We start from the raw sequence: 15,248 nt of genomic DNA on the forward strand, positions 1-15,248 counted from the left end.
CGGAAACCGTACGGTGGTCCCATGAACATCTGTGTCTTTCTCTCCGCCCGGGACCTCGACGAGCGTTACACCCGCCCCGCCCGGGAATTCGCCGAACTCCTCGGAAAGGGCGGTCATACGCTCGTCTGGGGCGGCTCGGAGAGCGGACTGATGAAAGTGGTCGCCGATGGGGTCCAGGAGCACGGCGGACGGCTGGTCGGGGTCTCCGTCGAGTTCCTCGCCGCCTCCGCCCGGGAGAACGCCGACGAGATGCTGATCGCCCGGGACCTCGCGGAGCGCAAGGCGCTGCTCCTGGAGCGCGCCGACGCGGTCGTGATCATGGTCGGGGGTACGGGGACGCTGGACGAGGCCACCGAGATCCTGGAGCTGAAGAAGCACGGCCGGCACACCAAGCCGGTGGTGCTGCTGAACACCGACGGGTTCTACGACGGTCTGAAGGAGCAGTTCCGGCGGATGGAGGCGGAGGGCTTTCTGCCGCTGCCCCTCGCCGACCTGGTCTTCTTCGCGGAGGACGGGGTGGGGGCGCTGGCGTATCTGGAGGAGTCGGCCGGTATCGCCTGAGCCGCTCCCGCCGCCCGGGCCCGGTCCGGCCGCCGGTTCCGCCGCCGGTTCCGCTTCCGGCCCCGGGAGCGGTCCCGCCGGGTGGGATCATGGGGCCATGGCAACACATGTGATCACCGGAGCGGGCTCCGGCATCGGCGCGGCCGTCGCCCGCAGGCTGCACGCCCGGGGCGACGACCTCGTCCTCGTCGCCCGGAACGCCGCCCGCGCCAAGGAGCTGGCGGCGGCCCACCCCGGCGCCCGGACCCTCGTCGCCGATCTGGCCGAACCCGACCGCATCTCCTGGGCCCTCTCCCACCAGGAGCTGCCGGAACGGGTCGACTCACTGCTGCACATCGCGGGCATCGTGGACCTCGGCCCGGTCAGTGAACTCCGCCCGAAGACCTGGCGCCAGCAGCTCGACACCAATCTGGTCGCCCCCGCCGAGCTGACCCGGCTGCTCCTGCCCCAGCTGCGCGTCGCCCGAGGCGATGTGGTCTTCGTCAACTCGGGCGCCGGACTCCAGGCCCACGCCGAGTGGGGCGCGTACGCCGCCTCCAAGCACGGACTGAAGGCGCTCGCGGACGCGCTGCGCGACGAGGAGCGCGACCAGGGCGTCCGGGTGACCACGGTGTACCCGGGGCGCACGGCCAGCCCCATGCAGGTCAAGGTGCACTCCCAGGAGGGCCGGGAGTACGACCCGTCCCGCTGGATCGACCCCGACTCGGTGGCGACGGCGGTCATCACCGCCGTGGATCTGCCGCGCGACGCCGTCCTGGAGAACATCACGGTCCGTCCGGGCCCCGGCCCCCGCTGACCGGTCGGCCCCGGCCCCCGCTGACCCACCCGGGCGCGGACGGCGGTACGGTCCCGGCGGAGCCCCCCGTACCGCCGCATACCGCCCCGTACCGCCGTCGGCCCTTCGCGGGCCCGCCCCGGGCATGGCGCGTACCCTTCCCGGGTGAGCGAGAAGAGAGCGTTTGTCTGGGGCCCGGCCACCGGCGTCGGCTCCATGCCCGGCGGTGACGCGCGCGAGAGCGCGAGGACCGTCACCGGGTCCTTCGAGGGCTTCCCCCATCTGCCCGAACTGCCCGGCCGGGGCCCCGGCGCCGACATGATCGGACGGAGTCTCGGCCTGCTGGTCGAGATGTACGCCCATGTCGAGCCCAGCGGCTGGCGGATCAGCGACCGGCCCGGCCGGGACACCCGCCGCGCCCGCTCCTGGCTGGGCGAGGACCTGGACGCCCTGGAGGAATTCACCCAGGGATACCCGGGCCCGCTCAAGGTCCAGGCGGTGGGCCCCTGGACGCTCGCCGCCGCCCTGGAGCTGCGGAGCGGCGAGTCCGTCCTCGGCGACCCCGGGGCCCGCCGCGATCTCGCCGGCTCCCTCGCCGAGGGCCTGCGCGCCCATCTCGCCGAGGTGCGCCGCCGGGCCCCCCTCGCCCGGATCGTCCTCCAGCTGGACGAGCCCTCCCTCACCGCCGTGCTGCGCGGGCAGATCCGTACCGCCAGCGGCTACCGCACCCACCGGGCCGTCGACCGCCAGGTGGTGGAGGCGACCCTGCGGGAGGTGATCGGCACCGAGACCGCGATCGTCCACTCCTGCGCCCCGGATGTCCCCTTCGCGCTGCTCCGCCGGGCCGGCGCCGCCGCCATCTCCTTCGACTACAGCCTCCTCACCGAGCGTGACGACGATGCGATCGGCGAGGCCGTCGAGGGCGGTACGGCGCTCTTCGCCGGAGTGGTGCCGTCCACGGACACGGCATTGTCAGACCCGGCAGGTAGCGTCATGGGTGTACGGACGCTGTGGCGCAGGCTGGGGCTGAATCCGGGGACTCTGGCGGAGTCCGTGGTGGTCACCCCGACCTGTGGTCTGGCGGGCGCTTCACCGGCGTACGCCCGGGAAGCCCTCGCCCACTGCGCCCGTGCGGCGAGATCGCTCGCAGACAACCCTGAGTAAGGGGTGCCGGGAATCGGGAGGACGAAGACGGTGGCTGGCGAAGAGCTGACGGATCTGACGGATCTGACGGAGCTGACGGAGCTGTCCGGACAGGACGCCGGGGCCCTGCCCGCATGGGCCAGGGAGCGCCACGCGGAGCTGGCCGAGCAGATCGAGGAGCACCGCTTCCGGTACTACGTCAAGGACCAGCCGGTCATCAGCGACAGCGAGTTCGACCGGCTGCTGCGCTCCCTGGAGGAGCTGGAGGAGCTGCACCCCGGGCTGCGTACACCCGACTCACCGACCCAGAAGGTCGCCGGGCAGTACGAGACGGACCTGGCGAAGGTGGTGCACCGGCAGCGGATGCTCTCCCTGGACAACGCCTTCGACGAGGAGGAGCTGACCGCCTGGGCGGAGCGGGTCGAGCGGGATGTCGGCGGCGGGGAGTTCCACTTCCTCTGCGAGCTGAAGGTCGACGGCCTCGCGGTGAACCTCACCTATGAGAAGGGGCGGCTGACCCGCGCAGCGACCCGGGGCGACGGCCGGGAGGGCGAGGACGTCACCCCCAATATCCGCACCATCGCCGAGGTGCCCGAGCGGCTCGGCGGCGACCGGATCCCGGAGCTGGTGGAGATCCGGGGCGAGGTCTACTTCCCGATGGACCAGTTCCAGCAGCTCAACGAGAGACGGGTGGCGGCGGGGGAGCAGCCCTACGCCAATCCGCGCAACTCGGCCTCCGGTTCGGTGCGGCAGAAGGACCCCAAGGTCACCGCGACCCTGCCGCTGCACATGGTGGTCCATGGCATCGGCGCCCGTGAGGGCTTCGACATCGACTGCCAGTCGCACGCCTATGAGCTGCTGCGCGCGTGGGGGCTGCCGACCTCCCGCCACTACGAGGTGGTCGACTCGCTGGAGGGGGTGCGCCGTTTCATCGCCCACTACGGCGAGAACCGCCACTCCATGGAGCACGAGATCGACGGTGTGGTCGTCAAGGTGGACGAGATCCCGCTCCAGGGCAGGCTCGGCTCCACCGCGCGCGCCCCGCGCTGGGCCATCGCCTGGAAATACCCCCCCGAGGAGGTCAACACCAAGCTCCTCGACATCCTCGTCGGGGTCGGCCGCACGGGCAGGGTCACCCCGTACGCCCAGGTGGAGCCGGTCCAGGTGGCGGGCTCCGAGGTCGAGTTCGCCACCCTGCACAACCAGGACGTGGTGAAGGCGAAGGGGGTGCTCATCGGCGACACCGTGGTGCTGCGCAAGGCCGGTGATGTCATCCCGGAGATCCTGGGCCCGGTGGCCGAGCTGCGGGACGGCACGGAGCGGGAGTTCGTGATGCCCGCCGAGTGCCCGGAGTGCGGGACCGAGCTGCGGCCGATGAAGGAGGGCGATGTCGATCTGCGCTGTCCCAACGCCCGTTCCTGCCCGGCCCAGCTGAGGGAGCGGCTGTTCTATCTGGCGGGCCGCAAGTCGCTGGACATCGAGCACTTCGGCTATGTCGCCGCCGCCGCGCTCACCCGGCCGCTGGCCCCGGCCGAGCCGCCGCTCAGCGACGAGGGGGATCTCTTCTCGCTCACCATCGAGCAGCTGCTGCCGATCACCGCCTATGTCCTGGACCCGGACAGCAAGCTGCCCAAGCGCGATCCGAAGACCGGCGAGGAGAAGATCGCCACCGTCTTCGCCAACCAGGAGGGCGAGCCCCGCAAGAACGCGGTGGCGATGCTGAGGAACATCGAGGCGGCCAAGGACCGGCCGCTCTCCCGGATCCTCACCGGGCTCTCCATCCGGCATGTGGGTCCGGTCGCCGCCGAGGCGCTGGCCCGGGAGTTCCGTTCCGTCCAGCGGATCCAGGAGGCCAGTGAGGAGGAGCTGGCGGCCACCGACGGCGTCGGCGCGATCATCGCGGCCTCCCTCAAGCAGTGGTTCGCGGAGGAGTGGCACCAGGAGATCCTGCGCAAGTGGGAGGCGGCCGGGGTGCGCATGGCGGAGGAGGGCGCCGACGAGGAGCAGGGCCCCCGTCCGCTGGAGGGCATCACCGTCGTCGTGACCGGAACGCTGGAGAACTACACCAGGGATGGCGCAAAAGAGGCCCTTCAGAGCCTCGGCGCGAAAGTGACCGGTTCTGTTTCCAAGAAAACCGGCTTCGTGGTCGTCGGTGACAACCCCGGTTCCAAGTACGACAAAGCCATGCAGGTGAAGGTGCCCGTTCTGGATGAGAACGGGTTCGGAATTCTCCTTGAACAAGGTCCTGATGCGGCGCGTGAGGCTGCTGTGCCGCAAGTGGAGTAGCGCACCGGGGGCGGAGGCCGGACAGAGAGGCACACAGGGGGCGTACACCAGGGTCGGAGAGGGTCGGAGAGGGCGTGCCGGGGGAGCTGTCCGGCGGGACGGACGGCAAGAACAAGACGCTTTTGGAGGATCCGGAACGACCGGTACAGGTCACCCGTTCAGCGCATAGCAGATGGATAAGGGTGGTCGGGTCGCATTCGGGCAAGAGCTGTAGAGCGCTGCCCGTCGGAGCCCAACGCGGCCTACTGTTGAGATGTGCGCCTGTCGTGCACGGCTGCTTGGTGGGAATTCAGTCGTGGTGGCATGACGAAAATGAACCATCGCCAGGCATCGGCACCGCCGGCTGTGAGAGGGACGGGAATGGAACCGACCGAGAGCGCCGCCCCGGTCGTACGGCCGCGTGGGTTCGCGGCCCTGGCCGGTCTGGCGGGCATGACACCGGGGCTGCCCCTCGCCGTGGTCGCCGGGGCCGTGCTCGTCGCCGTCACCGGGATCACCGGAGCCCTTCGCGACGAGCGCGCCCTCTTCCCCGGCTCCGCCGAGGGCTGGGCCTTCGCCGTCCTCACCGGGATCATCGTGGGCCATCTGGTCGCGCTCGGCCGCGACCGCTGGTGGGGCGGGACCGGCTCCGGGGCCGCCCTCACCCTGGCCGTCCTGCTCCTCTACGGCTGGGTGCCCGCCCTCCTGGTCTCGCTGGCCGTCGTCACCCTGGTCGGCACGGTCCGCAAGGAGCGGCGGCGCCATGGCCTCCTCCACGGCGCCGCCGACATCCTCGGCCTCGGCACCGCCGCCCTCGTCCTCACCGCCTTCGGGGTGGAGCCGACCGTGGAGCGGCCCTGGGAGCCACTCGACTGGGGCATCGGGGCCGCGCCCGAAGTGCTGCTCGCCGCCGGTGCCTATCTCGGGGTCACCCGGCTGCTGCTGTGGTATGCGCTCGCCCCGCAGGGCGGCGGACTGCCCACCATCGCCCGTACGGCCCTGCTGCGGCAGGGCCTTGTCGCGGTCGCGCTCCTGGGCATCGCCCCCCTGGTCTGTGTGGTGGCCGTGGCCCTGCCGCTGCTGCTGCCGCTCTTCGCCATCCCCCTGATCGCCCTCGACTCCACCCTGTGGATCGCCCGCGCCCGCGCCGAGGAGCAGCTGCGCGACCCGCTGACCGGGCTGCCCAACCGGCAGTGGCTGCTGGAGCGGACCTGGACCGCGCTGGAGGAGGCCGAGAGCCATGGCACCCGCGCCGCGCTGGTCCTCATCGACCTCGACCGCTTCCGTTCCGTCAATGACACCCTCGGCCATCTCGCGGGTGACCGGCTGCTGTTGCAGATAGCCCACCGGCTGCGGCACGCCCTGCCCCGGGGCGCGGAGGCGGCCCGGCTCGGCGGCGACGAGTTCGCCGTGCTGCTGCCCGCCGCCGACTCCATCACCAGCGCCCAGCGGATCGCCCGCCAGCTCGCCGGGGAGCTGTCGTCCCCGCTCGACCTCGACGGGCTCACCCTGGTCCTGGAGGCCAGCGCCGGGGTCGCCGTCTTCCCCGAGCACGCGCTCGACGCGGAGGGGCTGCTGCGCCGCGCCGATGTGGCGATGTACCAGGCGAAGCGGGACCGTACCGGCGTCGAGGTGTACGAATCCAAGCGGGACAGCAACACCCCCGACCGGCTGGGGCTCCTCGGCGATCTGCGCCGGGCGCTGGACGCGCGCGAGGTGGAGCTGCACTACCAGCCCAAGGTGCGCTTCGACGGCCATGTGGCCGGTCTGGAGGCGCTGGTGCGCTGGGTGCACCCGGATCGCGGCCGGGTCCCGCCGGACGAGTTCATCGCCATCGCCGAGTCCTCCGGGCTGATGCCGCATCTCACCGAGTACGTCCTCGACACCGCCCTCGCCCAGGTCGCCATCTGGCGGGCGCAGGGGCTCAAGGTGCCGGTCGCCGTCAATGTCTCCCCGCGCGATGTCCACACCCCCGGGTTCGCCGGATCCGTCGCCGCCCGGCTGGCCCGTCATGGTGTCCCGGCGGGCGCGCTCCAGCTGGAGATAACGGAGCATGTCCTGCTGGAGGACCCGCAGCGCGCCGCCGACACCCTGGCCGGGCTCACCGACCACGGGGTCCGGATGTCCCTGGACGACTTCGGTACGGGGTACTCGTCCCTGGTCCATCTGCGCCGGCTGCCGGTGAGCGAGCTGAAGATCGACCGCTCCTTCGTGGCCCGGCTGGCGGTCGACACCGAGGACGCGGAGATCGTCCGCTGCACCGTCGACCTCGCCCACTCGCTGGGGCTGCTGGTCGTCGCCGAGGGGGTGGAGGACGACGAGACCTGGGAGCGCCTGCGCGATCTGGGGTGCGACGCCGTCCAGGGGTGGCTGGTCGCCGCCGCGATGCCGCCGCAGGAGACCACCGCCTGGCTGCGGGCCCGGGGCGAGCACGGCTGGCACCGGCCCCCGCGCCCCGGGCAGACCACGGCCCCCACGCCCGCCCCGCTGCCGCCCGCGGCCCCCACCCGGGCGCAGCTGCCGCCCGGGGCGCCCACCCGTGGGCAGCTGCCGCCCGCCGCTCCGGCGCGGGCCCAGCAGCTGCCGCCCACGGCCCCGGGGAGGGCTCAGCAGCTGCCGCCCGCGGCCCCGGCGCTCGCCCCGCAGCCGGCGGCCGCCCCGGCGCCACCGGCGGCCCCCGCGCCGGCCGAGGCCGGCGAGCACTCCAGCCATGTGCTCCCGTAACCGTCCGTAGGCCCCCTGGGCGGGCCCGCCGGGGCCCCTCCGGGCCCGGGTGGCGCGGTGCCCGGAGGGGCCCCGGCGGGTGCCCGGACTCAACCCTGTCGTGATCGGCGGGCCGTGCCCCATAGGATTGGGGCCAAAACACACACACTCACCCTGAGGATCGCTGCATGCCTGGCATCACGCGCGAGGAGGTCGCCCACCTCGCCCGGCTGGCACGCCTGGAACTCTCCGGCGATGAACTCGACCATTTCGCCGGTCAGCTCGACGACATCATCGGCGCGGTCGCCCGCGTCGCCGAGGTCGCCGACCAAGACGTGCCCCCGACCTCCCACCCGCTGCCGCTGACCAATGTCATGCGCGCGGACGAGGTCCGTCCGTCGCTCACCCCCGAGCAGGCGCTCTCCGGCGCCCCGGCCCAGGAGCAGCAGCGTTTCAAGGTGCCGCAGATCCTGGGGGAGGACTGATCACCATGACGGACATCATCAAGCTCACCGCGGCGGAGATCGCCGCGAAGATCGCTTCCGGCGAGCTGACCGCCGTTGAGGTCACCGAGGCCCATCTCGCCCGGATCGACGCCGTGGACGAGAAGGTCCATGCCTTCCTCCACGTCGACCGCGAGGGCGCCCTCGCGCAGGCCCGCGCCGTCGACGCCAAGCGCGCCGCGGGCGAGAAGCTGGGCCCCCTCGCGGGTGTCCCGCTCGCCCTGAAGGACATCTTCACCACCGAGGGCGTCCCCACCACCGTGGGGTCGAAGATCCTCGAAGGCTGGATCCCGCCGTACGACGCCACCCTGACGCGCAAGCTGAAGGAGGCCGATGTCGTCATCCTCGGCAAGACCAACATGGACGAGTTCGCCATGGGGTCCTCCACCGAGAACAGCGCCTACGGCCCGACCGGCAACCCCTGGGACCTGACCCGGATCCCCGGCGGCTCCGGCGGCGGCTCCAGCGCGGCCCTCGCCGCGTACCAGGCCCCGCTCGCCATCGGCACGGACACCGGCGGCTCCATCCGCCAGCCCGCCGCCGTCACCGGCACCGTCGGCGTCAAGCCCACCTACGGCGGGGTCTCCCGCTACGGCATGGTCGCCTTCTCCTCCTCGCTGGACCAGGGCGGCCCCTGTGCCCGTACGGTCCTGGACGCGGCCCTGCTGCACGAGGTCATCGCCGGCCATGACCCGCTGGACTCCACCTCCATCGACGCCCCGGTCCCGCCGGTGGTCGAGGCCGCCCGCAACGGCAGCGTCGCGGGCATGCGGGTCGGTGTGGTCCAGCAGTTCCGCGGCGAGCACTACCAGGCCGGGGTCATGCAGCGGTTCGACGAGGCCGTCGCCCTCCTCAAGGAGCTGGGCGCGGAGATCGTGGAGCTGGACTGCCCCTCCTTCGACCTGGGGCTCTCCGCGTACTACCTGATCGCGCCCTCCGAGTGCTCCTCGAACCTCGCCCGGTTCGACGCCATGCGCTACGGCCTGCGGGTCGGGGACGACGGCAGCCACTCCGCCGAGGAGGTCACCGCCCTCACCCGTGAGGCGGGCTTCGGCGACGAGGTCAAGCGCCGGATCATCCTCGGCACCTATGCCCTCAGCTCCGGCTACTACGACGCGTACTACGGCAGCGCCCAGAAGGTCCGCACCCTGATCAAGCGGGAATTCGACGCCGCCTTCGAGCAGGTCGACGTGATCGTCTCGCCGACGACCCCGACGACCGCCTTCCCGATCGGGGAGCGCGCCGACGACCCGATGGCGATGTACCTCGCCGATCTGTGCACGATCCCGACCAACCTGGCCGGGAACGCGGCGATGTCCCTGCCGTGCGGTCTGGCCCCGGAGGACAACCTCCCGGTCGGGCTTCAGATCATCGCCCCCGCGATGAAGGACGACCGGCTCTACAAGGTCGGCGCCGCCGTCGAGGCCGCCTTCGTGGAAAGGTGGGGGCACCCGTTGCTTGAGGAGGCACCTTCGCTATGAGCGCGCTGACCAAGGCCAAGAGCTTCAAGAAGTCCAGGGCCGGTACCTATCTGTCGATCGGCACCTCCGCGTTCGGCGTCTTCGGCGTCGCCAAGCAGATCAAGGCGGCCCGCAGCGAGCACGACACGCTCCGGCTGATCGACGCCGCCATCACCGGTGCCGCCATCGTCACGGGCATCGCCCTGCTGGTGCGCGAGCTGAAGCGCCTCGGCGACGACGACGTCCTGCTGGGCTGAGAGGGAAAGTTTCACCGTGACCGTCACTGAACTGGTGTCGTACGAGGCGGCTCTCGCCGGCTACGACCCCGTCATGGGCCTGGAGGTCCATGTCGAACTCGGTACCCGGACCAAGATGTTCTGCGGCTGCTCCACCGAGCTGGGCGCCGAGCCCAATACGCAGACCTGTCCCACCTGTCTGGGTCTGCCCGGCTCCCTTCCCGTCGTCAACGCGATCGGGATCGAGTCGGCCATCAAGATCGGTCTCGCGCTGAACTGCGAGATCGCCGAGTGGTGCCGCTTCGCCCGGAAGAACTACTTCTATCCGGACATGCCGAAGAACTTCCAGACCTCGCAGTACGACGAGCCGATCGCCTTCAACGGCTATCTGGACGTCCAGCTGGAGGACGGCGAGATCTTCCGTGTGGAGATCGAGCGCGCCCATATGGAGGAGGACACCGGCAAGTCGACCCATGTCGGCGGCGCCACCGGCCGTATCCACGGCGCGTCCCACTCCCTGCTCGACTACAACCGCGCCGGTATCCCGCTGATCGAGATCGTCACCAAGCCGATCACCGGTGCGGGCGAGCGGGCCCCCGAGGTCGCCAAGGCGTACGTCGCCGAGCTGCGCGAGCTGATCCGTGCCCTCGGGGTCTCCGAGGCGCGGATGGACAAGGGCCAGATGCGCTGCGATGTGAACCTCTCGCTGATGCCCAAGGGCACCACGACGTTCGGCACCCGCAGCGAGACCAAGAACGTGAACTCGCTGCGTTCGGTCGAGCGGGCCGCCCGGTTCGAGGTCCAGCGGCACGCCGCCGTCCTGGAGTCCGGCGGGACGATCGTCCAGGAGACCCGTCACTTCCACGAGGACGACGGCTCCACCACCTCCGGCCGGATCAAGGACAACGCGGAGGACTACCGCTACTTCCCCGAGCCGGACCTGGTGCCGGTGGCCCCCGCCCGGGCGTGGGTCGAGGAGCTGCGGTCGGGTCTGCCCGAGCTGCCCCGGGTGCGCCGCAACCGGCTGCTGGAGGAGTGGGGCATCACCGCCCTGGACATGCAGTCCATCCTCAACGCGGGCGCGGTCGACCTGATCGTCGCCACGACCGCCGAGGGCGCCCCCGCCGACCAGGCCCGCAAGTGGTGGATGGGCGAGCTGGCCCGTAACGCCAATGAGTCCGGCCGTGCGCTGGACGAGCTGCCCATCACCCCCGGGCAGGTCGCCCGGGTCGCCGCGCTGGTCTCCTCCGGCGACCTCAACGACAAGCTGGCCCGCCAGGTCATCGAGGGCGTGCTCGCGGGTGAGGGCGACCCGGACGCGGTGGTCGAGAAGCGCGGACTGAAGGTCGTCTCGGACGAGGGTGCCCTCGGCACCGCCGTGGACGAGGCCATCGCCCAGAACGCGGCCATCGCGGACAAGATCCGCGGCGGCAAGGTGGCGGCCGTGGGCGCGCTGGTCGGCGCGGTCATGAAGGCCACCCGGGGCCAGGCCGACGCCGCACGCGTCAAGGAACTGATCCTGGAGCGGCTGGGAGTGTCGGAGGGCTGACGCCTTCCCGCACCTTCTTCCTCTCATGGGACACCTGGCCCCCACCCCCACCGGGGCGGGGGCCAGGTGCCGTTCCGGCGCGCCGGGTCGCTGTGATCCGTCCCACGAAATACCGCCCGGCGAGCCAACGATCTCCATTCACTGACAGAGTGCTCTTCAGCAGCTCGTACATTCAGTTCTTACCGGGCCGTTCTGCTCGTACCGGGCCGTTCCCGAGTAAAGATCGACAAAGTACCCAGGGAGCAGGTCCGTTGGCAGCCCTCGCCCGATGGTGCATCACCCACCGACTCGCCACCGTCCTGTTGTGGCTGACGGTCTGCGCGGGCACCGCCCTCGCCGCGACCGTCGCGGGCACCGCCTACTCCAACGACTACGACGTCCCCGGTACCGAGTCCGGCCGTGCCGCCGCCCTTCTGGAGAAGGGCTTCCCCGGCCGGGGCGGCGACAGCGACACCGTCGTCTGGCACACCGAACGCGGCGGCGTCCGCGCCCCCGAGGTCCGGGCCGGCATGGAACGGATGCTGGACCGCGTCGCCGAACTGCCCTCCGTGGCCGCCGTCAGCGGCCCGTACGGCCCCGGTGGCGGGGACAGGATCAGCCCCGACGGCCGGACCGCCTACGCCACCGTCACCTATGACCGGCGCGCCGACGACCTCGCCGCCGAGCGGATCGACGCCGTGGTCGACACCGCCCGCGCCGCCGCCACCGAGGCGGTCCGGGTCGAGGTCGGCGGCCCCGCCGCCGGCCGGATGCAGACCCCCGGCGGACACCTCGCCGAGATGGTCGGCGTCGCCGTCGCCGCCGTGGTGCTCTTCCTCGCCTTCGGCTCGCTCGCCGCCAGCCTGCTGCCGATCGTCACCGCCCTGATCTCGGTCGGCACCGCCTACGCGGCCACCGTGCTCCTCGGGCAGGTGATGACCGTCGCCGACTTCGCCCCGATGCTCGGCCTCCTCATCGGCCTCGGTGTGGGCATCGACTACGCCCTCTTCATCGTCACCCGCCACCGCCGGGGGCTACGGGCCGGGCTGCCGGTCGCCGAGGCCGCCCGGGAGGCCGTCGCCACCACCGGCCGCGCGGTCGTCTTCGCCGGGGCCACCGTCTGTATCGCCCTCCTCGGCATGCTGGTCCTGCGGCTGGACTTCCTCGACGGGGTCGCCATCGCCGCCTCCGCCACCGTGGTGCTCACCGTGGCCGCCTCGGTCACCCTGCTGCCCGCGCTGCTCTCCTTCATCGGCCTCCGCGCGCTCAGCGGGCGGGAACGCCGTGAGCTGCGCGACCACGGGCCCCGGGCGGAGCCCACCGGCAGCCTCGCCGCCCGCTGGTCCGCCGTGGTGGAGCGCCGCCCCCGGCTCCTGGGCGCGGTCGCCGCCGTGCTGATGGCCGTCCTGGCGCTGCCCGCCCTCTCCCTCCATCTGGGCACCTCCGACCAGGGCAACCACCCGGCGGGCTCCACCACCCGGGCCGCCTATGACCTGCTCGCGTACGGCGACGGCGACGGCAAGGGCGGCGGGGGCGGCGAAGGTGCCGGGGGCGCCGGGGGCGGCTTCGGGCCGGGGATCAACGGCCCCCTCACCCTGGTCGCCCGGATCGACGGCCCCGCCGAACGCCGCGCCATGGAACGGCTGCCCGACCGGCTCGCCGACACCCCCGGTGTGGCCGCCGCGGGCCCCGTCCTCCACAACCGCGCGGGCGACACCGCCCTGCTCACCGTCGTCCCCACCACCTCGCCCCAGTCGAAGGAGACCAGCGCCCTGGTGGACCGGCTGCGCGCCGAAGTCCTGCCCGCCGCCGGTGACGGCACGGGACTGCGGGTGTACGTCGGCGGGGTGACCGCGGGCTACGACGACTTCGCCGCCCTCATCGTCGGCAAGCTGCCGCCGTTCGTCGGGGTGGTGATCGGCCTCGGCTCCCTGCTGCTCCTGCTGGCCTTCCGCTCCTTCGCGATACCCCTGAAGGCCGCCGCGATGAACATCGCCGCGGTCGCCGCCTCCTTCGGGGTCGTCGTCGCGATCTTCCAGTGGGGCTGGGGCAGCGAACTCCTCGGCCTGGGCGCCGCCGGCCCCATCGAACCCTTCCTGCCCGTGATCATGGTCTCGGTCCTCTTCGGACTCTCCATGGACTACCAGGTCTTCCTGGTCGGCCGGATGTACGAGGAGTGGCTGGCCACCGGCGACAACCGACGGGCGGTACGGGTGGGACTCGCCGAGACCGGCCGGGTGATCAACTCCGCCGCCGTCATCATGATCTCGGTCTTCCTCGCCTTTGTCCTCACCGGTGACCGGATCATCGCCATGTTCGGCATCGCGCTGGCCGCCGCCGTCGCCCTGGACGCCTTTGTCCTGCGGACCCTGCTGGTCCCCGCCCTGATGCATCTCCTCGGCGGCGCCAACTGGTGGCTGCCCCGGCGCCTGGACCGGATCCTGCCCAGGATCACCGTGGAGCCGCCCTCCGCCCAGGGGCATGCGAGGATCGTGGAACAGCACGTTCCGGTCCATGACAGCGGCGACCGGATCAGCGCCGCGCCGTAGGACCCACGGCGCGGTACGCACCCAGCGGCGGCGGTACGCACACGACGGCGGTACGCACACGACGGCGATACGCGGGCCGCGCCGGCACGCAGACGGAGAGAAGCACCATGTTCGCGATACCCCTGGGCACCGGCGACGGCGAGCGGGCCGAGCTGCGCCCGCTGGAGCCCTGGCAGGCGGAGGAGTTCTTCGCCCATATGGAACGGGGCCGGGAGTTCATCGGCCGCCACATCGGGCTGCCCGACGTCAACCGCACCGTCGAGGAGGCCCGCGCCTATCTGACCGCGTACGCCGAGAAGCAGGCCGCCGACAGCGGCCGGATCTTCGGCATCTGGGCGGACGGGACCCTGGTCGGCGGAGTGCTCTTCCGGCTCTTCGACGCCGCCCAGGGCACCTGCGAGGTCGGCTGCTGGCTGGAGCGGGACGCCATCGGCCGGGGCCTGGTCACCCGTGCGGCCGGGGTCATCATCGACTGGGCGGTCGAGGAGCGCGGTATCCAGCGCGTGGAGTGGGTCGCGGGCGCGCGCAACGAGCCGAGCATCCGTACGGCCCAGCGGCTGGGGATGCGGCGCGACGGGGTGCTGCGGCAGGCCAACCTCTACCGGGGGGAACGCCATGACCTGGAGGTCTGGTCGATCCTCGCCCCCGAGTGGCGGGAGCTGCGGGCCGCCTCCTCCTGACCGGGGAGGCCAGGGGCCACCCCGGCCCGGCCCGCTCTCAGGTCCCTCTCAGACGGGCCGCCTAGCGTGCGCGCCATGGACCTCACGAAGACCGACAGGACCGACGGCCCGGCGGACGGCCCCCGCGACGGGGAGCCGACCGCCACCGCCTCGGAGAACACCGAGAACAGCAAGAGCACCGAGAACAGCAAGAGCACGGAGAGCACCGAGAACACCGGCACCGACGCCACCGCAGGTACCGACAAGGCCGACGCCACGGCCGGCACCGACGCCGACGGCACCGACGCGAGCGACGACGAGCACGACGCCGAGGGCGACGAAGAGAACGACGACGTCCTGGAGTCGGCGGAGAGCGGCTCCTCCGGGCTGCTCTCCGCCGCCGCCGGTGTCGTCTCCGCCGGACTCGCCGTCGTCGGCCTCAGCGGCAGCTGGGTCGGCCGGATCACCGCCGAGCGCCAGACCCTCATCGGCCAGATCGAGACCGCCCAGGGCAGCACCCCCGCCGCCCAGATCTCCGCGATCTACGGCGACGCCTGGCACACCACCGCCCTCGTCAACGGCATCTTCGCCCTGATCGCCCTGATCGTCGGCATCGCGGTGCTCACCCGGCCCGAACGCCCCGCCTGGGTACGCGCCCTGGCCGTCGGCGGCGCCGTCCTCGGCGCCATCGGCCTCTTCCTCGCCGCCGGGATGTACTTCGACCTCTTCCTCGCCATCCCCGAGGCGGGCTCCTGACCCGCTCCCGACACGGGGCCGCACGCCAGGGCGTAGGACCCCGGCCACCCGGCCCCGGGGAGGGGCCTTAGGGCCCGCGGACCCCCGGACGCCGGCCCCGCACCCCCCGG

General features: G+C 72.1%; 12 protein-coding genes. All 12 read left to right on the forward strand.

Going from position 1 to position 15,248, the window contains the following annotated elements:
- Nucleotides 1-21: 21 nt before the first annotated feature.
- The 12 genes from ABT354_RS09190 (at nt 22) to ABT354_RS09245 (ending at nt 15,138) form a co-directional block, all read left to right on the forward strand.
- Nucleotides 22-561 (forward strand): LOG family protein, encoded by a 540-nt coding sequence (locus ABT354_RS09190; RefSeq protein ID WP_351491021.1) that lies wholly within the window; start codon nt 22-24, stop codon nt 559-561.
- Between the two features lie 97 nt (nt 562-658).
- Nucleotides 659-1,357, forward strand: coding sequence for an SDR family oxidoreductase (locus tag ABT354_RS09195; RefSeq protein ID WP_351491024.1), 699 nt, complete (start codon nt 659-661; stop codon nt 1,355-1,357).
- 144 nt (nt 1,358-1,501) lie between these two features.
- Nucleotides 1,502-2,500, forward strand: coding sequence for a methionine synthase (locus ABT354_RS09200; protein WP_351491026.1), 999 nt, complete (start codon nt 1,502-1,504; stop codon nt 2,498-2,500).
- Between the two features lie 81 nt (nt 2,501-2,581).
- The gene (gene ligA / locus ABT354_RS09205; protein ID WP_351491165.1) at nt 2,582-4,765 is read left to right on the forward strand and encodes an NAD-dependent DNA ligase LigA; all 2,184 of its coding nucleotides are present in this window, start codon (nt 2,582-2,584) and stop codon (nt 4,763-4,765) included.
- Between the two features lie 360 nt (nt 4,766-5,125).
- Nucleotides 5,126-7,468: a putative bifunctional diguanylate cyclase/phosphodiesterase gene (locus tag ABT354_RS09210; RefSeq protein WP_351491028.1), complete on the forward strand. Its 2,343-nt coding sequence runs from the start codon at nt 5,126-5,128 to the stop codon at nt 7,466-7,468.
- 167 nt (nt 7,469-7,635) lie between these two features.
- Nucleotides 7,636-7,932: an Asp-tRNA(Asn)/Glu-tRNA(Gln) amidotransferase subunit GatC gene (gene gatC / locus ABT354_RS09215; protein WP_003955854.1), complete on the forward strand. Its 297-nt coding sequence runs from the start codon at nt 7,636-7,638 to the stop codon at nt 7,930-7,932.
- Between the two features lie 5 nt (nt 7,933-7,937).
- Nucleotides 7,938-9,431, forward strand: a complete 1,494-nt coding sequence (gatA, locus tag ABT354_RS09220; protein ID WP_351491031.1) for an Asp-tRNA(Asn)/Glu-tRNA(Gln) amidotransferase subunit GatA — start codon at nt 7,938-7,940, stop codon at nt 9,429-9,431.
- Nucleotides 9,428-9,667, forward strand: a complete 240-nt coding sequence (locus tag ABT354_RS09225; protein WP_351491033.1) for a hypothetical protein — start codon at nt 9,428-9,430, stop codon at nt 9,665-9,667. Before gatA ends, ABT354_RS09225 begins: the two co-directional genes overlap by 4 nt.
- Nucleotides 9,668-9,683: 16 nt before the next feature.
- The gene (gatB, locus tag ABT354_RS09230) at nt 9,684-11,195 is read left to right on the forward strand and encodes an Asp-tRNA(Asn)/Glu-tRNA(Gln) amidotransferase subunit GatB (protein ID WP_351491035.1); all 1,512 of its coding nucleotides are present in this window, start codon (nt 9,684-9,686) and stop codon (nt 11,193-11,195) included.
- A gap of 251 nt (nt 11,196-11,446) precedes the next feature.
- Nucleotides 11,447-13,723 carry an MMPL family transporter gene (locus tag ABT354_RS09235; RefSeq protein ID WP_351491038.1) on the forward strand — a complete coding sequence of 759 codons (2,277 nt, stop codon included), beginning with the start codon at nt 11,447-11,449 and terminating at the stop codon, nt 13,721-13,723.
- A 107-nt stretch (nt 13,724-13,830) separates the two neighbouring features.
- Nucleotides 13,831-14,403 (forward strand): GNAT family N-acetyltransferase, encoded by a 573-nt coding sequence (locus ABT354_RS09240; protein WP_351491040.1) that lies wholly within the window; start codon nt 13,831-13,833, stop codon nt 14,401-14,403.
- A gap of 75 nt (nt 14,404-14,478) precedes the next feature.
- Entirely contained in the window at nt 14,479-15,138 is a 660-nt protein-coding gene (locus ABT354_RS09245) for a phage holin family protein (protein WP_351491042.1), read from the forward strand.
- The last annotated feature ends 110 nt before the right edge of the window (nt 15,139-15,248 follow it).

It is taken from the genome of Streptomyces sp. NPDC000594 (assembly GCF_040299965.1).
GTDB lineage: Bacteria > Actinomycetota > Actinomycetes > Streptomycetales > Streptomycetaceae > Streptomyces.

What these genes read in the sequence shown, in the direction of transcription:
- ABT354_RS09190 (WP_351491021.1), top strand. Translation starts at nt 22, where the DNA reads ATGAACATCTGTGTCTTTCTCTCCGCCCGGGACCTCGACGAGCGTTAC.
- ABT354_RS09195 (WP_351491024.1), top strand. Translation starts at nt 659, where the DNA reads ATGGCAACACATGTGATCACCGGAGCGGGCTCCGGCATCGGCGCGGCC.
- ABT354_RS09210 (WP_351491028.1), top strand. Translation starts at nt 5,126, where the DNA reads ATGGAACCGACCGAGAGCGCCGCCCCGGTCGTACGGCCGCGTGGGTTC.
- gatC (WP_003955854.1), top strand. Translation starts at nt 7,636, where the DNA reads ATGCCTGGCATCACGCGCGAGGAGGTCGCCCACCTCGCCCGGCTGGCA.
- gatA (WP_351491031.1), top strand. Translation starts at nt 7,938, where the DNA reads ATGACGGACATCATCAAGCTCACCGCGGCGGAGATCGCCGCGAAGATC.
- ABT354_RS09225 (WP_351491033.1), top strand. Translation starts at nt 9,428, where the DNA reads ATGAGCGCGCTGACCAAGGCCAAGAGCTTCAAGAAGTCCAGGGCCGGT.
- ABT354_RS09240 (WP_351491040.1), top strand. Translation starts at nt 13,831, where the DNA reads ATGTTCGCGATACCCCTGGGCACCGGCGACGGCGAGCGGGCCGAGCTG.
- ABT354_RS09245 (WP_351491042.1), top strand. Translation starts at nt 14,479, where the DNA reads ATGGACCTCACGAAGACCGACAGGACCGACGGCCCGGCGGACGGCCCC.